The organism is Kitasatospora sp. NPDC088548, from assembly GCF_044753005.1.
Taxonomy (GTDB): Bacteria; Actinomycetota; Actinomycetes; order Streptomycetales; family Streptomycetaceae; genus Kitasatospora.
Map to the genome: position 1 here is coordinate 72189 of NZ_JBIVMI010000009.1, position 21024 is coordinate 93212.

Sequence of the window (21024 nt, forward strand, 5' to 3'; positions counted from 1 at the left end):
GGGCGGGGGGGGGGCCCCTGGGGCCGGGCGGGTCAGGCGCCGCGCAGCACCGCGCCGGTGCGGGCGACGGCCTCGGCGACGGCCGCCTCGCGGGCGGCGCTCGCCTCGTCGGCGGTCAGCGTGCGGTCCGTGGCGCGGAAGCGCAGCGCGTACGCCAGCGACTTCTTCCCCTCGCCGACCTGCTCGCCGGTGAAGACGTCGAACAGTCGGATGGCCTCCAGCAGTTCACCCGCGCCGGAGCGCAGCGCGGCCTCCACCTCGGCGGCCGGGACGGCGGCGTCGACGATCAGCGCCACGTCCTGGGTGGCCACCGGGAACCCGGAGACGACCGGGCCCGAGACCCGCTCGGCGCCGTCGGCGGTGAGCAGGTCGAGGTCGATCTCCATCGCGCTGGTGCGGGCCGGCAGGCCGAGCGCCTTGACCACGCGCGGGTGCAGCTCACCGGCGTGGCCGACCACCCGGTCGGTGCCGGCGACCAGCAGCTCGGCGCAGCGGCCCGGGTGCCACGGGGCCAGCTGGCCCTGGCGCACGGTCAGCTCGACGCCGGCCGCGCGGGCCACCGTGCGGCCCGCCTCGACGGCGTCCGCCCAGCCCGCCGGCGCGCCCTTGCCCCACCAGCCGGAGGGCAGCCGCTCACCGGTCAGCGCGACGGCGATCCGGCGCGGCTGGTCCGGCAGGGCGGCGTCGAGCGCGGCCAGTTCCTCGTCGCTCGGACGGCGGTCCACGGCCGGGCGCGGCGCGACGGACAGCTCGTCCTTGGGCAGGAAGACCGTCCCGGTCTCGAAGACCGCCAGATCGGTGTTGCCGCGGCCGACGTTGCGGCGCAGCGCTCCGAGCAGGCCCGGCAGCAGCGTGGTGCGCAGCTCCGGCTCCTCGTCGTTGAGCGGGTTGACCAGCTTCACCGTACGGCGGCGCCGGTCCTCCGGCTCCAGGCCGAGCGCCTCGAAGGCGGCCTGGCCGAGGAACGGGTAGGTGTTGACCTCGACGTAGCCGGCACCGGCCAGCGCGACCCCGGTCCGGCGGTGGATGCGCTGGGCCTCGGTCAGGCCCGAGCCCGGCGGCACGGTGGGCATCCGCGAGGGCACGTTGTCGTAGCCCTCCAGGCGGATGACCTCCTCCGCGAGGTCGTACGGGTCGGTGAGGTCGGGCCGCCAGGTCGGCGGGGTGACCTCCAGGATGTCGGCGCCCGCGACCGAGCAGCCGATCTCCTGCAGACGCCGGGTGACGGTCTCGCGACCGTACCCGGTGCCGGCGACCCGGTCGGGCAGGTCGGCGGCGATGGTGATGGTGCGGACCGGGTGCGGGGCCGCGATGTCGGTGACCCCGGCCTCGGCGGTGCCGCCGGCGATCAGCACCAGCAGGTCCACGGCGCGCTGCGCGGCGGCGCGGGCGGCCTCCGGGTCCACGCCGCGCTCGAAGCGCTTGGACGCCTCGGACGGCAGCTTGTGCCGCTTGGCGCCGCGGGCGATGGCGACCGGGTCGAAGTGCGCCGCCTCGATGATCACCTCGGTGGTGCCCGGGCCTGCGGCCGGGTCGAGGATCTCGGTGGAGGCGCCACCCATGACACCGGCCAGGCCGATCGGGCCGCTGTTGTCGCAGATCAGCAGGTCCTCGGCGGAGAGCTTGCGCTCGACGCCGTCGAGGGTGGTGAGGGTCTCGCCCTCCTCGGCCCGGCGGACCAGGATCGGCCCGTCCACCCGCTGCTTGTCGTACGCGTGCAGCGGCTGGCCGACCTCCAGCATCACGTAGTTGGTGATGTCCACGGCCAGCGAGATCGGGCGGATGCCGGACTTCTGCAGGCGGCGCTGGAGCCAGATCGGGGACTTGGCGGCCGGGTCGAGGCCGACCACCGTGCGGGCCACGAAACGGTCACAGCCGGCCGGGTCGGCGACCTTGACCAGGTAGCCGTAGGAGTTGGCGGGCGGCACGTCGAGCAGCGCCGGGTCGGCCAGCGGCAGCCCGTACGCGGCGGCGGCCTCGCGGGCGACGCCGCGCATGGAGAGGCAGTAGCCGCGGTCCGGGGTGACGGCGATGTCCAGCACCTCGTCGACGAGCTGGAGCAGCTCGATCGCGTCGGTGCCGGGCTCGTACTCGGGCGGGAGCACGATGATGCCGTTGTGGTCGTCGCCCATGCCCAGCTCGCGGGCGGAGCAGATCATGCCGGCCGAGGTCTGGCCGTAGGTCTTGCGGGCGGCGATCGGGAACGGGCCGGGCAGCACGGCGCCCGGGAGCACGACCACGACCTTGTCGCCGACGGCGAAGTTGGTCGCGCCGCAGACGATCTCCTGCGGCTCACCGGTGCCGTTGGCGTCACCGACGTTGACGAAGCAGTGCCGGATCGGCTTCTTGAAGCCGGACAGCTCCTCGATCGAGAGCACCTGGCCGACCACCAGCGGGCCCTTGAGGTCGGTGCCGATCTGCTCGACGGTCTCGACCTCGAGGCCGGCGCGGACCAGGCGCTCCGCCACGTCGCGGCCGGTCTCGCCGGCCGGCAGGTCCACGTACTCGCGCAGCCAGGAAAGCGGGACGCGCATCAGATCTCCATCCCGAACGGGAGGGTGAAGCGGATGTCACCCTCGACCATGTCGCGCATGTCGGCGACGTTGTGACGGTTCATCAGGATTCGCTCCAGGCCCAGGCCGAAGGCGAACCCGCTGTAGCGGTTCGGGTCGACACCGCAGGCGACCAGCACCCGCGGGTTGACCACGCCGCAGCCGCCGAGCTCGATCCAGCCCTCGGAGGAGCAGGTGCGGCAGGGCCGGTCCGGGTCGCCGACGCTCTCGCCGCGGCAGACGAAGCACTGCAGGTCGATCTCGGCGCTCGGCTCGGTGAACGGGAAGTACGAGGGGCGCCAGCGCAGCTCCAGGCCGTCGCCGATCAGCGTGGACACCAGCTGCTCGATGGTGCCCTTGAGGTCGGCGAAGGTGATGCCCTCGTCCACGGCCAGGCCCTCGACCTGCCGGAAGACCGGGGTGTGGGTGGCGTCCAGCTCGTCCGTCCGGTAGACCCGGCCGGGGCAGATCACGTAGACCGGCGGCTCGCGGTCGAGCAGGGTGCGGGCCTGGACCGGGGAGGTCTGGGTGCGCAGCACCACGCCGGAGTCGGCGGAGCCGTCCGGGGCCTGGACGAAGAAGGTGTCCTGCATCGAGCGGGCCGGGTGGTCCGGACCCAGGTTGAGGGCGTCGAAGTTCAGCCACTCGGCCTCGACCTCGGGGCCCTCGGCGACCTGGTAACCCATCGCGACGAAGGTGTCCTCGATGCGCTCGGCCATCGTGGTCAGCGGGTGGCGGGCGCCGCGCGGGGTGCGGTCGTAGGGCAGCGTGACGTCCACCGCCTCCTCGACCAGCACGCGGGCGTCGCGCTCCGCCTCCAGCTCGGCCTGCCGCTTGGCGAGGGCCTGGTTGACGGCGCCCCTGGCCTGGCCGATCAGCTTGCCTGCGGCGGCCTTGGCGTGCGGCGGGAGCGCACCGATCTCGCGGTTGGCGAGGGAGAGCGCGGAGCGGTCGCCGGTGTGGGCGACCTTGGCCTGCTTCAGCTCGTCCAGGGTGGTGGCGGCGGCGAAGGCCGCGACGGCCTCGTCCCGGGCCTGCTCCACCGCCTCGGGCTTGAGGGCCTCGACCTCGACCGGGTCGTACGACTTGTTGGGTGCCGACATCTCTATCTTTCCCGTGCTCCTGCTCGTCCGTGCTCAGGTAAGGGTGGACTCGCGCCCTCCCGGCCCGCCAGGGGACGGGAGGGGCCCAGTGCGCTACGCCCGGCGGGGCCGGGGCGCGGGCAGCCGATCTCCGTACGGGGAGGAGGGTTGTCCGCGGCACAACCGCGCAGGGCGTCCCACAAACGCCAAAGGTCGAGTGTAGTCGCAGCGCGTAGCGCAACCGCCGTGAAGCCCGTCCGGGGGCCGATCCAGAGCCTGCTCCGCCGCTGCGGCCGAGGCGGCCGGTGGGCGGTCAGAGCATGAAATCGGGCACGCCGGCGGGCAGGATAAATCGGAACCGGGCGCCGCCGCCGGGCGCGCGGTCGACGCGGATCGAGCCGCCGTGGGCCTCCACGATGCCCTTCACGATGTAGAGGCCCAGGCCCGTGCCGCCGCGCTTGGAGCCGCGCCAGAAGCGGGTGAAGACGCGGGGCATCGACTCCTCGGGGATGCCGCTGCCTTCGTCGCTCACGGTGATCGCGGTGCCTTCCAGGGTGCGGGGCGGGGTGCCGGGGCGCTCCCAGATGTGCGCCTCGACGACCTCCTTGGCCGGTGCCACCTCGATCGTGACAGTTCCCTCACCGTGCCGCACCGCATTTTCCAGCAGGTTGGCCAGCACCTGGTCGACCTTGTCGGGGTCGGCCCAGAGCACGGTGAGCGACTCGTGGATCCGGATGTCGAAGCGGTCCTCGGGGATGCCGGTCGCGACCTTGCGCTCGACGTGGCGGCGGACGGCGGCGGCCAGGTCCACCACCTGCTTGCGCAGCTCCAGCCGGCCCGCGTCGATCCGGGAGATGTCCAGCAGCTCGGCGATCAGCCGGGTGACCCGGTCGGCGTCCGCGTCGACGGTCTCCAGCATCAGCCGCTTCTGCCCGTCGGTGAACCGCTCCCACTTGGCCAGCAGGGTCGCGGTGAAGCCCTTGACGCTGGTGAGCGGGGAGCGCAGCTCGTGCGCGACGGTGGCGATCAGCTCGGCGTGACTGCGCTCGGTCCGCCGCCGCGCCTCCGTGCCCCGCAGGGCGATCACCAGCCGCTCCAGCGGCCCCTGCGGGCGGGCGCGGACGTACCGGGCGGAGACCAGTACCTCACGGCCGCCGGGCAGCAGCAGGTTGCGCTCCGGCTGGCTGGTGCGGATCGCCAGGCCGCCGTACGGATCGGTCAGCTGCCACCAGCGGCGGCCGTCCAGGTCCTCCAGCGGGAGCGCCTCCTCCAGCGGGCTGCCGAGCGCCAGCTCCGGGGGGATGCCGGTCAGCCGGGCGGCGGCGCGGTTGAAACAGACCACCCGGCCCAGGACGTCCGCGACCACCAGACCGTCCGGCAGGTCGTCCGGGTCGAGCTCTGGCCCGCTGCCGACCATGGGTGTCCTCCCCGATTACCCACCGTGTCTTTCCCCCCACCGAGGCAGACCCTAGCGTCTCGCGGCCCCCCGCAGTAGGGCCCGCGGCGTCGCGATCACGACTTCCGGGGGCTCGCGGGGCGTGCCCTACGCCTGCGCGCGACACCCGCCGGGCGAGCGCTGCGCCCGGGCCGAGGCGTAGAGGCAGACGGCGGCGGCGGTGGCCAGGTTGAGGCTCTCGGCGTGCCCGTGGATCGGCACCCGCACCACCTCGTCGGTGAGCGCGCGGGTCTCCTCCGGAAGCCCCCAGGCCTCGTTGCCGAACACCCATGCGCCGGGCGCGCCCAGGGTGCCCTCGTCCAGTTCCTGATCCAGGTCGCGCTCCCCCGCGCCGTCCGCGGCGAGCACCCTGACGCCGGCCTCGCGCAGCCGGCCGACCGCCTCCTCGACCGGCACGCCGACGGCGACCGGGAGGTGGAACAGGCTGCCGACCGAGGCCCGGACGGCCTTCGGGTTGTACAGGTCCACCGAGGCGTCGGTGAGCACCACGGCGTCCGCGCCGGCCGCGTCGGCGGTGCGCAGCACGGTGCCGGCGTTGCCGGGGTCACGGACGTGGGCGAGGACGGCGACCAGCCGGGGGCGGGCCCTGAGCACCTCGTCGAACGGGGTGTCGATGAAGCGGCAGAGCGCCACGATGCCCTGCGGCGTCACGGTGTCGCAGATCTCCGCGATCACCTCGTCGGTGGCGGTGAGCACCGGCAGGCCCTCGGCCTCGGCGGCGGCGACGATGCCGGCGTGCCGCTCGGCGGCCTCCAGGGTGGCGTACACCTCGACCACGGCGTGGTCGGACGAGCCCGGCAGCCTCCCGAACGCGACCGCCTCGCGGACGGCCTGCGGGCCCTCGGCCAGGAAGCGGCGGTCCTTGCTCCGCTGGTTGCGCTTGGCGAGCCGGCGGGCGGCGACGACGCGGGGCGAGCGCAGGGAGGTGAGCAGGGGGGTGTCGGTGCTCTGCATGGTCTCGTCTCTGTGGCGGAGGAAAGCAAAACCGGACCCGCAGGGAGAGCCTGCGGGTCCGGTCAGCTCAACTGATCCAGGAAGATCAGGCGGCGTCGGCGGCGGCCTTCGGGGCGTTGACGTCGGCCGGCAGCGCCTTCTGGGCCACCTCGACGAGCGAGGCGAACGCGCCCGGGTCGTTGACGGCGAGGTCGGCCAGCATCTTGCGGTCGATCTCGACGCTGGCGGCCTTCAGGCCCTGCACGAAGCGGTTGTAGGTGATGCCGTTGGCACGGGCCGCAGCGTTGATGCGCTGGATCCACAGCTGACGGAAGTCGCCCTTGCGCTTCTTGCGGTCGTTGAAGTTGTAGACCAGCGAGTGGGTGACCTGCTCCTTGGCCTTGCGGTACAGGCGCGAACGCTGGCCACGGTAGCCGCTGGCGCGCTCCAGGATGACCCGGCGCTTCTTGTGGGCGTTGACTGCCCGCTTGACGCGTGCCACTTGATTACTCCTTGGGTTGGACCACGGACTACTTCACGTGGTCCGTCATTCGAATGGGTCGGGAAGGATCAGCTGCCCCGCTCGGCTCGCGCCGGGCGGGAGGGCGATCACTTGCCGAGAAGCTTCTTGATCTTCTTGGCGTCAGCGGGGGCCAGCTCGACGGTCCCGGCCAGCTTGCGGGTCAGCGTCGAGGGCTTGTGCTCCAGGAGGTGGCGGCGGCCGGCGCGCTCGCGCAGCACCTTGCCAGAGCCACTGATCTTGAAGCGCTTGCTGGCGCCACTGTGCGTCTTCTGCTTCGGCATTTCGCCGTATCTCCTCGTCGGTCCGCCCACGCCCGCGCGGATTGCGCCGCGCGGGCGTGAACTGGATGGATCTGCGGTGACCGGGCGGGACGCCCCGTCACCTCTGGTGGCCGGTCTCCCGGGCCGCCCTGGCCGTTACGGCTCAGGCGTCCTGGGAGGCCTCGGCCGGCTGCTCGACCTCGGCGGCGTCCTCGACGTCGGCCTCGTCGGCGTCCGCCTCCGCCTCGGCCGCGGCGTTCTCGGCCTCGAGCGCCGCGTCGTCGGCCGCGGCGTCGTCGTCGGAGCCGACGGTGCGGCCCTGACGCTCGGCCTTGCGGGCGTCCGCGAGCGCGCGGGCCTCGGCCATCGCCTCGGTCTTCTTCTTGTGCGGGCCAAGAACCATGATCATGTTTCGGCCGTCCTGCTTGGCCGAGGACTCCACGAAGCCCAGGTCCTGGACGTCGTTCGCCAGCCGCTGCAGCAGTCGGAAGCCCAGCTCGGGGCGGGACTGCTCACGACCGCGGAACATGATCGTGATCTTGACCTTGTCGCCCTGCTTGAGGAACCGGACGACGTGACCCTTCTTGGTGTCATAGTCGTGCGGGTCGATCTTCGGCCGGAGCTTCATCTCCTTGATGACCGTGTGCGCCTGGTTCTTGCGCGCCTCACGGGCCTTCATGGCCGACTCGTACTTGAACTTGCCGTAGTCCATGAGCTTGCACACCGGCGGCCGGGCGGTCGCCGCGACCTCGACCAGGTCGAGGTCGTACTCCTGCGCGAGCTCCAGCGCCTTGGCAAGCGGCACGATGCCGACCTGCTCGCCGCTGGGACCGACGAGTCGCACCTCGGGGACGCGAATCCGGTCGTTGATGCGGGGCTCGGTGCTGATGGGGCCTCCTCGGTTGCACCTTCTGCGATGCGGCCGTCGGACGGCGGTCGCACGTAGTGGACTCGACCACTGGGCGGGGCTTCATTCGTGCTGCGCTGCCTGACTTGCTGCTAGGCACTGCATGCACCGCGACACGAAAAAAGCCCCGCTCGGTACAAGCGGGGCTCCACACAACCGGGGGCGGTGCCCGGTGAGGGGCACTGCGGGCGACTCGGCGCCTGGGCGCCCGTCGCGGACCGGACCCGTCGACGGTGAAGCCGATCAGGTGGGAGACTTTCGGGATTGCCCCTCGGGGCCTCCTGGGTGGAGCCTCCACTTGCTGGCCCGGCGTCCTGAGGACTCCTGGCCGGTCAGTCTCGAAGCTTACCGTGCCGCCCGGTCGAACGCCATTCCGCCCCTTCGCGCGCCCCCTTGTACGCTCCCTGTGTATCTACACCGGCACGGTATCTACACCGGCACGACGGAACGAGCCACCCTTGAGCAGCGAGCCCACCAAGAACCCCGCCGCGGACGACGACGCGATCGGCTTCGACGACCTCACCCGGGACATCGCCGAGGTCCCGGCCGTCGAGGTGATCACCACCGTCGCGGTGCACCTGATGAGCGCCGCCGCCGTCAAGTGCGGCCTGGCCGAGGGCGGCGAGGCGGACAAGGACCTCGACGAGGCGCGCAAGCTGATCACCGCGCTGGCCGGGCTGGTCACCGCCGGCGCCCCCGAGATCAGCAACTTCCACGCCGCGCCGCTGCGGGACGGCCTGAAGTCGCTCCAGCTGGCCTTCCGCGAGGCCTCCCTCGTCCCGGACGCGCCGGGCGCGGGCCCGGGCGAGAAGTTCACCGGGCCGGTCTACGCCTGAGCCCTCCCGCTCCGAACACGAAGGTGCCCCCTCGGTTTCGAGGGGGCACCTTCGTGTTCGGAGCGGGAGGCGCGGGGTGCGCGCTACCGCCGGTAGAGCGGTTCGCCGGGCAGTTGCGCGTCCGTCGGCAGCACGGCCAGGCTCAGGCCCCGGTCGAGCCGCACCCGCAGCACCGGGTCGGCCGCGACGGCCTGCCCGACCCGCTGCGCGGCCTCCTGCACGGACGGCTGGTCCAGGGCCGGGTCCAGCACCACCGCGAGCAGCCCGTCCCCGTCCTCGTACGGCGCCAGCAGACCGCTCACCACCTGCGGCTCGGCCGCCAGCAGCGCCCGGACGGCCTCCCGCACCTCGGGGTCGCGCACCGGCGGCAGGTAGGGGCGGTTCTCCGCCAGCGCGCGCAGCCGGGCACCGCTCAGCCGGTACGTGACCGGGCCGGCCGGGTCGATCAGCAGGGTGTCGGCCCGCTCGGAGAAGGCCACCATCGCGGCCTGCGGCGCGGCGACCGGAGCCGGGCGGGCGTCGGCGCGCCAGCGGGCCAGGGTCTCCAGCGAGGTGAAGGCCGGCAGGGCCCGGCGGCCGTCGGCGGCCTCGATCACCGGGACGGCCATGTCGCTGGTCTTCTCGCGCTTGAGCCCGTTCTCGTCCAGCTCCACCTCACCGAGGATGGCGACGATCGGGACCATCAGCCGGGTCGGCGTCAGCGCCGCGAGCAGCTCCGGTTCGGCCGTGTCGCCCTGCGACCAGCGCGCGAGCGCCTCGACGAGCGCCGGGTCGGCGGTGCCGTCGTCTCCGGCGAATCCTGGGTTCGGGATGTTCTTGCGGTCCACGCGGCCGACCCTATGCCACCTCACACCCGCGGCCCGCGGAGGTCGGCGGGCGCCGTCGCACCCCTACCCACCGGTAGGAGGGGTGTGGCAGTCTGCGCGCATGGCCACGCCCGATGTCGCTGCCGCCCCCGCCGTCCCCGCCACCGTCCCGGCCGGCTCGCCGAGTGCCGACCGGGCCCGGTACGACCGGGCCACCGCCCATCTGGACGGGCCGGTGGCCGTCGTCGACCTCGCGGCCTTCGACGCCAACGCCGCCGACCTGGTGCGCCGGGCCGCCGGGAAGCCGGTCCGGGTGGCCAGCAAGTCGGTGCGCTGCCGGGCCCTGCTGGAGCGGGTGCTGGCGATGGACGGCTTCGCCGGGGTGATGAGCTTCACCCTCGCCGAGTCGCTCTGGCTGGCCCGCTCGGGCCTGCGCGACATCCTGCTCGCCTACCCCTCCGCCGACCGGGCCGGTTTCGCCGAACTGACCGCCGACCCCGGGCCGGCCGCCGCCGTCACCGTCCTGCTGGACGACCCGGCCCAGCTCGACCTGATCGACGCCGCCCGGGCCGGCGACGCCGAGGTGCGGGTCTGCCTGGAGCTGGACACCGCGCTGCACCTGCTCGGCGGGCGGATCCGGGTCGGCGCCCGGCGCTCGCCGCTGCGCACGCCCGAGGACCTGGCCGCGTTCGCCGAACTCGTCCAGCTCCGCCCGGGATTCCGGGTGGTGGGGCTGATGGCGTACGAGGGGCACGTCGCCGGGGTGGGCGACCGGGTGCCCGGGCGGCCGGTGCGCTCGCGGCTGATCCGGCTGATGCAGTCCGCGGCCCGGGCCGAGCTGGCCGAGCGGCGCGCGGCGGCGGTCCGACGGCTGCGGCAGGTCGCGGAACTGGAGTTCGTCAACGGCGGCGGTACCGGCAGCGTGGAGTCGACCGCGGCGGAGCCGGCGGTCACCGAGGTGGCGGCCGGCTCCGGACTGTACCAACCACGGCTGTTCGACAACTACCGCTCGTTCCACGGCAGGCCGGCCGCGCTGTTCGGCCAGCCGGTGGTGCGCCGGCCCGGCGTCGGCGTGGTGACGGTGCTCGGCGGCGGCTACCCGGCCTCCGGCGCGGCCGGCCCGGACCGCTCGCCGGTGCCCTGGCTTCCGCCGGGGCTGCGCTACGACCCGATGGAGGGCGCCGGCGAGGTGCAGACCCCACTGCTCGGTGCGGCCGCCGACGACCTGCTGATCGGAGACCGGGTCTGGTTCCGGCACGCCAAGGCGGGTGAGCTCTGCGAGCGCTTCGCCGAGCTGCACCTGATCGAGGGCGACCGGGTGGTGCGCACCGCCCCGACCTACCGGGGCGAGCGGAAAACCTTCCTCTGAACGGTCCGGGCCGGCGCGCCGGTCGGGCGGGTGCTCTACCGTGGTATAAGCGGGAACCGCAAGCGACCAGAGGGGGCAGCTGTGGAGGCCGAGATCGTGCAGCAGCTGGTGACGTCGGGTGCCACGACGGTGGTCGGACTGATGGCCACCGAGGCCTGGACGCAGGTGCGTTCGCGTCTCGCGACGCTGCTGGGGCGGGGCCGGGACGTCGCGGAGGTGAGCGCCGAGCTGGAGGTGATCCGGGGCGAGGTGGTCGAGGCGGACGGCGACGACGAGGTGCTCGCCGACCACGCCGCCGAGCTTCGCGGCCGGCTCCGCCGGATGATCCGCCAGAACCCGGAGGCGGCGGCCGAACTCCGGTCGATCCTGGACGAGTTCGCGCCCGCCACCCGGCCCGGCGAGGGCGCCGCGGTGCACAACGTGATCAGCGGCGGGACGGTGCACGACGGCACCGTGGTCCAGGCGCACACGGTGAACGGACTGGCCATCGGCCAGGTACCGGGCGGCCACCGGCCGCGGCACTGAGCCGGGGGCGCCCCGGGGATATCCCGGGCCGCCGGGGGCCGTTCAGGCCCGACACCTTTTCCGAGCCTTAAGAAGGCCCGATGGAACGGCTAACTTCGCCGACCTGTCGGGCCTTTGCGCCGCTCGTACGACTACAGTCCGTCAAAAAGTGCGACACAACGGGCTATTGCCAGTTGGTCTAGTCCAATCATACGCTCAGCCGGGGGTCGGCGCGCCGGGCCGACGGCCCCCGGGCAGACGTGCCCGTTCGTTCCCCCCACAACCTCGGCCCGGAACACGGTCAAGGAGTCCCCACCCCATGTCCATCAAGCGAAGTGCCCTGTCCGTCGGCGTCATCGGCGCCGCATTCCTCGCCGTGGCGGCATCCACCGCCGGCACCGCCAGCGCCCACGGCACCATGACCAACCCGGTCAGCCGCGTCGCGGCCTGCTACGCCGAAGGCCCGGAGACCCCCAAGTCCCAGGTCTGCAAGGACCTCGTCGCGATGAGCGGCACCCAGCCGCTGTACGACTGGAACGAGGTCAACATCGCCAACGCGAACGGCAACCACCAGGCGCTGATCCCGGACGGCAAGCTCTGCTCGGCCAACCGCGACAAGTACAAGGCGCTCGACATGCCGCGGACCGACTGGCCCGCCACCCCCGTGCACGCGGGCAGCTTCGACTTCAAGTTCCGCGTCACCGCGGCCCACGTCGGCACCCAGACGGTCTACATCACCAAGCCGGGCTACGACCCGACCAAGCCGCTGAAGTGGTCCGACCTGGACCCGACCCCGGTCGCCCAGGTGCCGGTCACCCGCAACCCCACCGACGGCTACTACAACTACACCGGCACGCTGCCGCAGCGCACCGGCCGTCAGCTGCTCTACATGGTGTGGCAGCGCAGCGACAGCCCGGAGGCGTTCTACAGCTGCTCCGACATCGACTTCGGCCAGCCCGCCGCGGCCGGCCAGGCCGTCTCGGCACTGTCCGCGCAGGCTCCGGCCGCGCCGAGCGAGCAGCAGATCGCCGCGGACGCGCCCAAGTCCACCGTCGCCCACCACGGGCACGGCGGCGACCAGAACGAGCCGGCCGGCGCGGTGGTTCCGACCTCCAGCGCCGCCGTCGGCAGCTCGCCCACCGGTCCGCTGCTGCTGAGCGGTGCCGCCGCGATCAGCGTCGGCTGGGCCGGCATGGTGCTCCGGCGCCGTCGCATCGAGGCTGTTCGACGCGACTTCTGACCGCCGGAGGCCGGGGTCGGACCGCCCGCCAACCCCCGGACGGTCCGGCCCCCGCCAGCCCGTAGGCAGACCCGAACGACGGCGGCCCACCCGGATCCTTCCGGGTGGGCCGCCGTGCGTGAGCTGAGCGGTGCGGTCAGGTGGTGGCGGTGCCGCCGTCGGGGCCGGCACCACCGCCGGGGAAGGCGGGGATCTTGCCGCTGTAGTCGGCGATGCCCTTGACGATGGTGTCCATCACGGAGATGTCGGGCGCCTTGGCGGCGATGTCGAAGCCCAGGTGGACGGAGACCAGCGACTTGCCGTCGGCGGACGGGAAGACCACGGTCTGGACGTAGCCGTCGTTGCCCTTGGCCGCGTCGACCTTCCAGCGGACCAGGTAGCCGTCGCGGCCGTCGACCTTGACCGCCTCGGACTTCAGCTCCTCGTGGGAGTTGATGTCGTTGTAGGAGTCCTTGGCCGCCTTCTCGATGTCCGCCTTGGCCGCCGCCTGGACGTCGGTGCCGCCGCCGGAGATCTGGCCGGTGTTGGCCCCGCCGAGCGAGCAGCTGCCGCCGCCCTCGCAGGTGTAGGAGCCGACGCTGAGCGCGGCGAAGCCGTCGGTGGTGGTGCCGCCCTCCCAGCCGGAGGGGACGGGCAGGGTGATCCGGTTCACCAGGTCGGGGGCGATCCCGCTGCCGGACAGCGGGCCGCCCTTGCCGTTCCCGTTCCCGTTGCCCTTGCCGTTGCTGCCGCCTCCGTTGCTGCCACCGCCGTTGCCGTTGCCTCCGTTGCCGGGCTGGCCGTCCCCGGGGCCGTTCCCGCCGTACGGCGGGGCCTGCCGAGCGGTGCGGTGGGGCGCCCGGTCGCCGTGCCCGTCCATCGCCAGGTAGGTGACCCCGGACCCGACGCCCAGTCCGAGCACCGCCGCCACGGTGGCCGCGACCACGAGCTTGGAGGGCTTGCGCCGGGGCCTGGGCGCGGGCGGCACCGCGGCGCCGTAGGCGGCGCCGAAGGGGGGCGGCCCGGGATGGCGGACCGTCGGCCCGCTCTCCAGCACCTCCCCCTCCAGCACCCGGGTCTCGGCGGTCGCGTCCGGCCCCGGAGCGTCCGCCACCGGGGGTACCGGGGCCGGCGCGTCCGAGGGTGCGGGCCGGGTACTGGCCGTCCAGCCCTTGCCGTCCCACCAGCGCTGCGGTCTCGGGTCGCTGGTGGTGTCCTTCGGGTCCGGGTACCACCCGGCGGGAATCTGCTCACTCACGACAGAGAATCTAAAGGCACGCGGATAAACGCGATATCAGCGGGACCGCGAATTCCGGGGTTTTTCGATGAGATTACGGTGAGAACCCGCCGGGCGGCCCCGCGCCGCCGCCTACAGCGGGGTGACGTACGCCCCCGCGATCCCGCCGTCGACCAGGAACTCGCTCGCCGTGATGAAGGAGGAGTCGTCGCTCGCCAGAAAGGCGACGGCGGCCGCGATCTCCTCGGCCCGGGCGAACCGGCCGAGCGGGATGTGCACCAGCCGGCGGGCCGCCCGCTCCGGGTCCTTGGCGAACAGCTCCCGCAGCAGCGGGGTGTCCACCGGCCCCGGCGAGAGCGCGTTCACCCGGATCCCCTCGCGGGCGAACTGCACCCCCAGCTCCCGGGACATCGCCAGCACCCCGCCCTTGGAGGCGGTGTAGGAGATCTGCGAGGTGGCCGCGCCCATCCGGGCCACGAAGCTGGCGGTGTTGATGATCGAGCCGCGCCCGTGCCGGCGCATGTACGGCAGCGCGGCCTTGCAGCACAGGTAGACGGAGGTGAGGTTGACCTCCTGCACCCGCCGCCAGGCCTCCAGGCCGGTGGTCAGGATGGAGTCGTCCTCCGGCGGCGAGATCCCCACGTTGTTGAACGCCACGTCCACGCCGCCGTACGTCTCGTAGGCCTGGTCGAACAGCGCCTCGACCATGTACGGGTCGGTGACGTCGGTGTGCACGAAGAGGCCGCCGACCTCCTGGGCGGCCGCCTTGCCGCTGCTCTCGTCGATGTCGGCGCAGACCACCTTGGCGCCCTCGGCGGCGAGCCGGCGGGCGGCGGCCAGACCGATGCCGCTGCCCGCGCCGGTGATCACGGCGGTGCGGCCGACCAGGCGCCGGCAGACCGGCGCGTCCTTCCCGGTGGTGGCAGGCTTCTCGGTCATGGCTGGTCCCCTACTCCTCGCTCCGGATGAAGACGTTCTTGGTCTCGGTGAAGTGGGCCAGCGCGTCCGGCCCCAGCTCCCGGCCCACGCCGGACTCGCCGAAGCCCCCGAACGGCGTCCAGTACCGCACCGAGGAATGGGAGTTGACCGAGAGGTTGCCCGCCGCGACGCCCCGGGCCAGGCGCAGCGCCCGGCCGAGGTCCCTGGTCCAGATGGAGCCGGAGAGGCCGTAGCGGGTGGCGTTGGCGAGCCGCAGGGCGTCCGCCTCGCCGTCGAAGGGCAGGACGACGGCGACCGGGCCGAAGATCTCCTCGGTGACGGCGGGCACGTCCGGGTCGGTGGGCGCGAGGACCGTCGGCGGGTACCAGAACCCGGGGCCGTCGGGCACCCGGCCGCGGGCGAGCACCGGCAGGTCGGGGGTGACGTAGGAGGCGACCCGGCGGACCTGGGCGGCGGAGATCAGCGGCCCGAGCCGGGTGTCCGGGTCGGCCGGGTCCCCGGTGCGGACGGCCTCGACGGCGGGCAGCAGCAGGGCGAGGAAGTCGTCGAGGGCCTCGCGCTGGACCAGGATCCGGCTGCGGGCGCAGCAGTCCTGGCCGCTGTTGTCGAGGAAGGACATCGGGTCGGCGGCGCGGGCGAGATCGGCGTCGGCGAAGACGATGTTGGGGCTCTTGCCGCCGAGTTCGAGGGTGACCCGCTTGGCGCGGGCGGCGCACCGGGCGGCGACCTCCTTGCCGACCACGGTCGAGCCGGTGAAGACGATCCCGCGGACGGCCGGGTGGTCGACCAGGGCCCGCCCGGTGACGGGGCCGGCGCCGGGGACGACCTGGAACAGGCCTTCGGGAAGCCCGGCGGCCAGGGCGAGTTCGGCCAGCCGCAGGGCGGTGAGCGGGGTGGCCTCGGCGGGCTTGAGCAGGACGGCGTTGCCTGCGGCGAGGGCGGGCGCGAAGCCCCAGGCGGCGATCGGCATCGGGAAGTTCCACGGGGCGATCACGCCGACCACGCCGACCGGCTCGTGGAAGGTGACGTTCAGGCCGCCCGCCACCGGGATCTGCCGGCCGGTCAGCCGTTCCACTCCCCCGGCCGCGTACTCCAGCAGGTCGCGGACGTTGCCGGCCTCCCAGCGGGCGTTGCCGAGGGTGTGGCCGGCCTCGCGCACCTCCAGGGCGGCGAGTTCGGGGATGTGCACCTCGACCTGGTCGGCGAAGCGGCGCAGCAGCCGGGCGCGTTCGCCCGGGGCGAGGGCGGCCCAGCCCTGCTGGGCCTTGAGGGCGCGCTGGACGGCGGCGTCGAGCTGCTCGGGGGTGGTGTCGGGGACGGTGGCGAGCGGCTCGCCGGTGGCGGGGTTGAGGACGGTGCTGGCGGTGGGCTCGGGCATGGTGCTCACATCCGCTCGAAGGATCGGTAGCGCTCCCAGTCGGTGACGGCGCCGTCGTAGGCGGCCTGTTCGACCCGGGCCATGTGGAGGTAGTGCTCGACCACGTCGTCGCCGAACGCGGCGCGGGCGAGTTCGCTCTCCGCCCAGAGGCCGGCGGCCTCGCGCAGCGAGCCGGGCACCCGGGCGTACTCGTCGGCGGCGTAGGCGTTGCCGAGGCAGGGGGCGGGCAGGTCGAGCTTCTGCCGAAGGCCGTGCAGCCCGGCGGCGATCATTCCGGCCACGGCGAGATACGGGTTGACGTCGCCGCCGGGGACGCGGTTCTCCATCCGCAGGCCGGGGCCGCGGCCGACGACGCGGTAGGCGCAGGTGCGGTTGTCCCGGCCCCAGGCGACGGCGGTCGGGGCGAAGGAGCCGGGCCGGTAGCGCTTGTAGGAGTTGATGTTGGGCGCGTAGAGCAGGCCGAACTCGCGCAGCGCGGTGAGCTGTCCGGCGAGGAAGTGCCGCATGGTGTCGGTCATCCGCCCGTCGCGGCCGGCGAAGGCCGGGGCGCCGTCGGCGTCGCGCAGGGAGAGGTGGATGTGGCAGCTGTTGCCCTCGCGCTCGTCGTACTTCGCCATGAAGGTGAGCGCGCAGCCCTGTTGGGCGGCGATCTCCTTGGCTCCGGTCTTGTAGACGCTGTGCTGGTCGCAGGTGGTGAGGGCGTCGGCGTAGCGGAAGGCGATCTCGTGCTGGCCGAGGTTGCACTCGCCCTTGGCGGACTCGACGACGAGCCCGGCGCCGGCCATCTCGTTGCGGATCCGGGCGAGCAGCGGCTCGACCCGGGCGGTGCCGAGCAGTGAGTAGTCGACGTTGTACTGGTTGGCCGGGGTGAGGCCGCGGTAGCCGCCGAGCCAGGCCTGTTCGTAGGTGTCGCGGAAGACCAGGAACTCCAGCTCGGTGCCGATGTCGGCGGCGAGTCCGTGCTCGGCGAGGCGCTCGATCTGGCGGCGGAGCAGCTGGCGGGGCGCGGCGGCGACGGGGTGGCCGCCGTGCCGGGCGAGGTCGGCGGTGACCTGGGCGGTGCCGGGCTGCCAGGGGGTGCGCCGGAGGGTGGCGAGGTCGGGGCGCATCGCGAAGTCGCCGTAGCCGCTCTCCCAGGAGGAGAGGGCATAGCCGTCGACGGTGTTGAGGTCGATGTCGACGGCCAGCAGGTAGTCGCAGGCCTCGGCGCCGTGTTCGGCGACCTCGTCGAGGAAGAAGCGGGCGGCGAAGCGCTTGCCCTGGAGGCGGCCCTGCATGTCGGTGAAGGCGAGCGCGACGGTGTGGATCTCGCCGGCGTCGACCAGCGTGCGCAGTTCGTCCAGGGTGAGCGGCGGGCGCGGCGGCGCGCCCGCGGTGGCGTGGTCGGGCATGGCGGAATCCTCCTCCTCGATCACTCTGCGAGATCGGTCGGTCACAGCGAACCGTACGGCCTGCCCCTGACAGCGCGGAAGAGGGCGGGCGGGTGTGGCGCGCCGAGAGCCCGGATTGACGGGTTATCAGGTGGTGCGGGAGGAGAATGCGCGCCATGGATCGCAGGCCTTTCATCGGCGTCAGCACCTACGTGGTGGACGCGAGTTGGAGCGACTGGCGGGATCGCCGGGTGGCGTTGGTCCCCGAGCGGTACACCGCGTACGTGCGGGATTCGGGCGGGATCGCGGTGCTGCTGCCGCCGGACGCCCCGGAGCGCGCGCCGGAGGTGCTCGCCCGGCTGGACGCGCTGGTCATCGCGGGCGGGCCGGACATCGACCCGGCGTACTACGGGCAGCCTCCGCACCCGTCGACGGAGGCGGACGCTCCGGAGCGGGACCAGTGGGAGTCGGCGCTGGTCCGGGCCGCGCTGGCCGCGGGCATCCCGCTGCTGGGCATCTGCCGGGGCATGCAGGTGCTCAACGTGGTGTGCGGCGGCTCGCTGGTGCAGCACCTCCCGGACGTGGTCACCCCGGACGTGCACGGCGGCTCGCCCGGCCGGTACCGGGAGCACGCCGTACGGCCGGTGCCGGGGACGCTGCTGGGCGGGCTGCTGCCGGAGAGCGAGCTGACCGTGCCGACCTTCCACCACCAGGCGGTGGACCGGCTGGGCTCGGGGCTGCGGGTGAGCGCGCACGCGCCGGACGGCACGGTCGAGGCGGTGGAGGGCCCGGGCTTCGCGCTGGGCGTGCAGTGGCACCCGGAGCAGGGCGACGACCTGCGGGTGATGCAGGCGCTGGTACGGGCGGCGACGGCGGCGCGTTCGGTGCCGCTGGAGGCCGTGGAGGCGGCGCTGGGCTGAGGCCCGGCGCGGAACGGGCGGCGGGCCGGGGGCGGGCTGGGGCGGGCCCGCCGGAGTGGCGGGCACCCCGGCCGCGCCGGCGGCAAGCAGCGTGGGCACCACGCCCCGGCGGGCCGCGACCGGCCGGGGCGGCGCCTCCCGCCGCCGGCCGTGGCCGAGCGGGGCGGCGATCGTCGCCGGGCCGAGCGGTCCGGCGCCCCTCATGGCGGTTCCTCCCCTGCTCAGCGGCGGCGTGGCCCTACCGGAGCGAGGTGCCGCGACGGCAACGACAACGGTCACCAGTACAGCCTTTGGATCTCCGTCCGATCTGCGGTTCACTTCGGGTGCAGGGCGGTCGCGCCCCTTCCCCCCTACCCCCCGTGCGTCCAGGAGAGGACATCGATGGCCGGGTACGAGCACTCCCACGATGATCATGCGCATGACCACGGGCACACGCCCGACCGGCAGCCGTCCGGCGGTCACGGGCACGGTGGGCACGGCGGCCACTCGCACGGGGTGGCCGCCGACGCCGACCGCCGCTGGCTGCTGAGCGCGCTCGCGCTGATCGTGGTGTTCATGGCCGGCGAGGTGGTGGTCGGCTTCGCCGCCAAGTCGCTGGCGCTGATCTCGGACGCCGCGCACATGCTCACCGACGCCGCCTCGATCGTGCTCGCCCTGGTCGCGATGCGGCTGGCCGCCCGGCCGGCCCGGGGCGGGTACACCTACGGGCTCAAGCGCGCCGAGATCCTCTCCGCGCAGGCCAACGGCGTCACCCTGCTGGTGCTCTCCGCCTGGCTCGGCTACGAGGCGATCACCCGGCTGTTCGAGCCGCCGGAGGTGGCGGGCTCGCTGGTGCTGGTCACCGCGCTGGTCGGGATCGTGGTCAACCTGGCCGCCACCTGGTGCATGTCGAAGGCCAACCGCACCTCGCTCAACGTCGAGGGTGCCTTCCAGCACGTGCTCACCGACCTGTACGCGTTCATCGCCACCGCCGTCGCCGGCGTGGTCATGCTGACCACCGGCTTCGTCCGGGCCGACTCGATCGCCTCGCTGATCGTGGTCGCGCTGATGCTGCGGGCCGGTATCGGCCTGGTCCGGGACTCCGGGCGGATCTTCCTGGAGGCCGCGCCGGCCGGCATCGACCCGGACGCCGTGGCGGACCGGCTGGTCGCGCAGCCGCTGGTGGCGGAGATCCACGATCTGCACATCTGGGAGATCACCTCCGGCCAGCCCGCCCTGTCGGCGCACATCCTGGTCACCCCGGGCGGCGACTGCCACGCCGTCCGCCGCGAGCTCCAGCGGCGGCTGGCCGGCGAGTACGGGATCACCCACAGCACGCTCCAGGTCGACCATGTCGGCGAGGACGAGGCCGGCGCGCTGCTCCAGATCACCGCGCCGACCGGGCGCGGCCCCGACCCCGAGCACTGCGCCGACTCGCACGGTCCGGTCCACCGCGCCGGCCCGCACCAGCACTGAAACCGGCGGGCTGTCCGCCCGGTACGGCATGATCTGAGGCGTGACCGCACCGCGACTGATGCTGCTCGACTCCGCCAGCCTGTACTTCCGGGCCTACTTCGGTGTGCCGGACACCCTGCGCTCCCCGCAGGGTGAGCCGGTCAACGCCGTCCGGGGCCTGCTGGACTTCATCGCCCGGCTGGTCCAGGACCACCGGCCCGACCAGCTGGTCGCCTGCATGGACGCCGACTGGCGCCCGCAGTGGCGGGTGGACCTCATCCCCTCGTACAAGACGCACCGGGTCGCCGAGGCGGCCGAGGACGGCGAGGAGGAGGTGCCCGACACGCTCGCCCCGCAGGTCCCGGTGATCGAGCAGGTCCTGGACGCGCTCGGCATCGCCCGGGCCGGCTCCCCCGGTTACGAGGCGGACGACGTGATCGGCACCCTCACCGCCCGCGCCACCGGCCCGGTGCAGATCGTCACCGGGGACCGCGACCTGTTCCAGCTGGTCGACGACGCCCGGGCGGTCACCGTGCTCTACCCGGTCAAGGGCATGGGGAACCTACAGGTCACCGATGACGCGCTGCTGCTGGAGAAGTACGGCGTGCGCGGTGCCCGGTACGCCGACATGGCCGCGCTGCGGGGGGACCCGAGCGACGGCCTGCCGGGAGTCAAGGGCATCGGGGAGAAGACGGCCGTCCAGCTGATCAACGAGTACGGGGACCTCGCCGCCGTCCGGGCCGCCGCCCTGGACGCCGGCTCCAAGCTCACCCCGGCCCGTCGGCGCAACATCGTCGAGGGCGCCGGCTACCTGGACGTCGCGCCGACGGTGGTCCGGGTCGCCATCGACGCGCCGCTGCCGGAGTTCGACCCCGCCCTGCCGCGCGAGCCGCTGGACCCGATGACCCTGGAGGAGCTGTCCGCCCGCTGGGGCCTGGGCACCTCGCTGGAGCGGGTCGTGGAGGCCCTGGCCACCCGCTGAACCCGTACGCGAGGGCGGCCGGGATCGGACGGTTGGGCACGAGGACAAGGGGATCAGGGCCGTCCTCGACACCTCGCTCCCGACAGGCCGATGAACTCCCGCCCGCTATCCGATAGTTGAGCTTGCGTCAAGAACGGCGGTCCACCGGTCCAGGGCCCGTCACACAGGCGAACCCTTGGAGTCGGGGGGGGGGCGGGGGCGGCCCCCGCCCCCCCCCGGCCCGGCCCGCCCCCCCCCACCCCCAAACAAAAAAAAAAAAAAACCCCCCCCCCCCCGCGCCAAGCCGCGCCCAAACCCACCCGCCCCCCCCCCCCCCC

Annotated in this window: 19 protein-coding genes; 7 read left to right on the top strand and 12 right to left on the bottom strand. The window is 73.5% G+C overall.

Annotation, left to right across the window (positions count from 1 at the left end; all coding sequences use genetic code 11):
• Positions 1 to 32 precede the first annotated feature (32 nt).
• The 7 genes from pheT to infC form a co-directional block, all read right to left on the bottom strand.
• Complete coding sequence (gene pheT / locus ACIP82_RS14105) at positions 33 to 2534, bottom strand: phenylalanine--tRNA ligase subunit beta (protein WP_400653583.1); 2502 nt, start codon at positions 2532 to 2534, stop codon at positions 33 to 35.
• Complete coding sequence (gene pheS / locus ACIP82_RS14110) at positions 2534 to 3655, bottom strand: phenylalanine--tRNA ligase subunit alpha (RefSeq protein ID WP_363611269.1); 1122 nt, start codon at positions 3653 to 3655, stop codon at positions 2534 to 2536. The genes pheT and pheS overlap by 1 nt, the downstream gene beginning before the upstream one ends.
• Before the next feature lie 292 nt (positions 3656 to 3947).
• The gene (locus ACIP82_RS14115) at positions 3948 to 5051 is read right to left on the bottom strand and encodes an ATP-binding protein (RefSeq protein ID WP_400653584.1); all 1104 of its coding nucleotides are present in this window, start codon (positions 5049 to 5051) and stop codon (positions 3948 to 3950) included.
• Positions 5052 to 5177: 126 nt separating this feature from the next.
• A complete protein-coding gene (locus ACIP82_RS14120) occupies positions 5178 to 6044 on the bottom strand; it encodes an RNA methyltransferase (protein WP_363611265.1) in 867 nt (288 codons plus the stop codon).
• Between the two features lie 85 nt (positions 6045 to 6129).
• Positions 6130 to 6525: a 50S ribosomal protein L20 gene (gene rplT, locus ACIP82_RS14125; RefSeq protein WP_030055649.1), complete on the bottom strand. Its 396-nt coding sequence runs from the start codon at positions 6523 to 6525 to the stop codon at positions 6130 to 6132.
• Between the two features lie 107 nt (positions 6526 to 6632).
• Entirely contained in the window at positions 6633 to 6827 is a 195-nt protein-coding gene (rpmI, locus tag ACIP82_RS14130; RefSeq protein WP_030055648.1) for a 50S ribosomal protein L35, read from the bottom strand.
• 142 nt (positions 6828 to 6969) lie between these two features.
• A complete protein-coding gene (gene infC / locus ACIP82_RS14135; RefSeq protein ID WP_363611360.1) occupies positions 6970 to 7695 on the bottom strand; it encodes a translation initiation factor IF-3 in 726 nt (241 codons plus the stop codon).
• Between the two features lie 476 nt (positions 7696 to 8171).
• Between infC and ACIP82_RS14140 the strand changes: the two genes are divergently transcribed.
• Positions 8172 to 8549: a DUF1844 domain-containing protein gene (locus ACIP82_RS14140; protein ID WP_363611263.1), complete on the top strand. Its 378-nt coding sequence runs from the start codon at positions 8172 to 8174 to the stop codon at positions 8547 to 8549.
• An 83-nt stretch (positions 8550 to 8632) separates the two neighbouring features.
• Here the strand turns inward: ACIP82_RS14140 and ACIP82_RS14145 are convergent, their stop codons facing one another.
• Positions 8633 to 9376: an SseB family protein gene (locus ACIP82_RS14145; RefSeq protein ID WP_363611261.1), complete on the bottom strand. Its 744-nt coding sequence runs from the start codon at positions 9374 to 9376 to the stop codon at positions 8633 to 8635.
• 100 nt (positions 9377 to 9476) lie between these two features.
• Between ACIP82_RS14145 and ACIP82_RS14150 the strand changes: the two genes are divergently transcribed.
• The 3 genes from ACIP82_RS14150 (at position 9477) to ACIP82_RS14160 (ending at position 12468) form a co-directional block, all read left to right on the top strand.
• Positions 9477 to 10724: an alanine racemase gene (locus ACIP82_RS14150; RefSeq protein ID WP_400653585.1), complete on the top strand. Its 1248-nt coding sequence runs from the start codon at positions 9477 to 9479 to the stop codon at positions 10722 to 10724.
• Positions 10725 to 10805: 81 nt separating this feature from the next.
• A complete protein-coding gene (locus ACIP82_RS14155; protein ID WP_400653586.1) occupies positions 10806 to 11249 on the top strand; it encodes a hypothetical protein in 444 nt (147 codons plus the stop codon).
• 298 nt (positions 11250 to 11547) lie between these two features.
• Entirely contained in the window at positions 11548 to 12468 is a 921-nt protein-coding gene (locus ACIP82_RS14160) for a lytic polysaccharide monooxygenase (RefSeq protein ID WP_400653587.1), read from the top strand.
• A gap of 136 nt (positions 12469 to 12604) precedes the next feature.
• Here ACIP82_RS14160 and ACIP82_RS14165 read toward each other — a convergent pair whose 3' ends face one another.
• The 4 genes from ACIP82_RS14165 to ACIP82_RS14180 all read right to left on the bottom strand — a co-directional run bounded on the left by ACIP82_RS14165 (position 12605) and on the right by ACIP82_RS14180 (position 17392).
• The gene (locus ACIP82_RS14165; protein WP_400653588.1) at positions 12605 to 13705 is read right to left on the bottom strand and encodes a DUF2510 domain-containing protein; all 1101 of its coding nucleotides are present in this window, start codon (positions 13703 to 13705) and stop codon (positions 12605 to 12607) included.
• Between the two features lie 111 nt (positions 13706 to 13816).
• Positions 13817 to 14623: a 3-oxoacyl-ACP reductase gene (locus tag ACIP82_RS14170; RefSeq protein ID WP_400653589.1), complete on the bottom strand. Its 807-nt coding sequence runs from the start codon at positions 14621 to 14623 to the stop codon at positions 13817 to 13819.
• A 10-nt stretch (positions 14624 to 14633) separates the two neighbouring features.
• Entirely contained in the window at positions 14634 to 16001 is a 1368-nt protein-coding gene (locus ACIP82_RS14175; RefSeq protein ID WP_400653590.1) for an aldehyde dehydrogenase family protein, read from the bottom strand.
• 5 nt (positions 16002 to 16006) lie between these two features.
• Positions 16007 to 17392 carry a glutamine synthetase family protein gene (locus ACIP82_RS14180; RefSeq protein WP_400653591.1) on the bottom strand — a complete coding sequence of 462 codons (1386 nt, stop codon included), beginning with the start codon at positions 17390 to 17392 and terminating at the stop codon, positions 16007 to 16009.
• Between the two features lie 155 nt (positions 17393 to 17547).
• Between ACIP82_RS14180 and ACIP82_RS14185 the strand changes: the two genes are divergently transcribed.
• The 3 genes from ACIP82_RS14185 (at position 17548) to ACIP82_RS14195 (ending at position 20707) form a co-directional block, all read left to right on the top strand.
• Positions 17548 to 18291: a gamma-glutamyl-gamma-aminobutyrate hydrolase family protein gene (locus ACIP82_RS14185; RefSeq protein ID WP_363611244.1), complete on the top strand. Its 744-nt coding sequence runs from the start codon at positions 17548 to 17550 to the stop codon at positions 18289 to 18291.
• Positions 18292 to 18672: 381 nt separating this feature from the next.
• Positions 18673 to 19746 carry a cation diffusion facilitator family transporter gene (locus ACIP82_RS14190; protein ID WP_400653592.1) on the top strand — a complete coding sequence of 358 codons (1074 nt, stop codon included), beginning with the start codon at positions 18673 to 18675 and terminating at the stop codon, positions 19744 to 19746.
• Positions 19747 to 19804: 58 nt separating this feature from the next.
• The gene (locus tag ACIP82_RS14195) at positions 19805 to 20707 is read left to right on the top strand and encodes a 5'-3' exonuclease H3TH domain-containing protein (protein WP_400653661.1); all 903 of its coding nucleotides are present in this window, start codon (positions 19805 to 19807) and stop codon (positions 20705 to 20707) included.
• Positions 20708 to 21024: the final 317 nt, after the last annotated feature.

Excerpts from the sequence above, each read along its gene's own strand:
- pheT (WP_400653583.1), bottom strand. The coding sequence starts at position 2,534 with ATGCGCGTCCCGCTTTCCTGGCTGCGCGAGTACGTGGACCTGCCGGCC.
- pheS (WP_363611269.1), bottom strand. The coding sequence starts at position 3,655 with ATGTCGGCACCCAACAAGTCGTACGACCCGGTCGAGGTCGAGGCCCTC.
- ACIP82_RS14115 (WP_400653584.1), bottom strand. The coding sequence starts at position 5,051 with ATGGTCGGCAGCGGGCCAGAGCTCGACCCGGACGACCTGCCGGACGGT.
- ACIP82_RS14120 (WP_363611265.1), bottom strand. The coding sequence starts at position 6,044 with ATGCAGAGCACCGACACCCCCCTGCTCACCTCCCTGCGCTCGCCCCGC.
- rpmI (WP_030055648.1), bottom strand. The coding sequence starts at position 6,827 with ATGCCGAAGCAGAAGACGCACAGTGGCGCCAGCAAGCGCTTCAAGATC.
- ACIP82_RS14150 (WP_400653585.1), top strand. The coding sequence starts at position 9,477 with ATGGCCACGCCCGATGTCGCTGCCGCCCCCGCCGTCCCCGCCACCGTC.
- ACIP82_RS14160 (WP_400653587.1), top strand. The coding sequence starts at position 11,548 with ATGTCCATCAAGCGAAGTGCCCTGTCCGTCGGCGTCATCGGCGCCGCA.
- ACIP82_RS14170 (WP_400653589.1), bottom strand. The coding sequence starts at position 14,623 with ATGACCGAGAAGCCTGCCACCACCGGGAAGGACGCGCCGGTCTGCCGG.
- ACIP82_RS14175 (WP_400653590.1), bottom strand. The coding sequence starts at position 16,001 with ATGCCCGAGCCCACCGCCAGCACCGTCCTCAACCCCGCCACCGGCGAG.
- ACIP82_RS14180 (WP_400653591.1), bottom strand. The coding sequence starts at position 17,392 with ATGCCCGACCACGCCACCGCGGGCGCGCCGCCGCGCCCGCCGCTCACC.
- ACIP82_RS14185 (WP_363611244.1), top strand. The coding sequence starts at position 17,548 with ATGGATCGCAGGCCTTTCATCGGCGTCAGCACCTACGTGGTGGACGCG.
- ACIP82_RS14190 (WP_400653592.1), top strand. The coding sequence starts at position 18,673 with ATGGCCGGGTACGAGCACTCCCACGATGATCATGCGCATGACCACGGG.
- ACIP82_RS14195 (WP_400653661.1), top strand. The coding sequence starts at position 19,805 with ATGCTGCTCGACTCCGCCAGCCTGTACTTCCGGGCCTACTTCGGTGTG.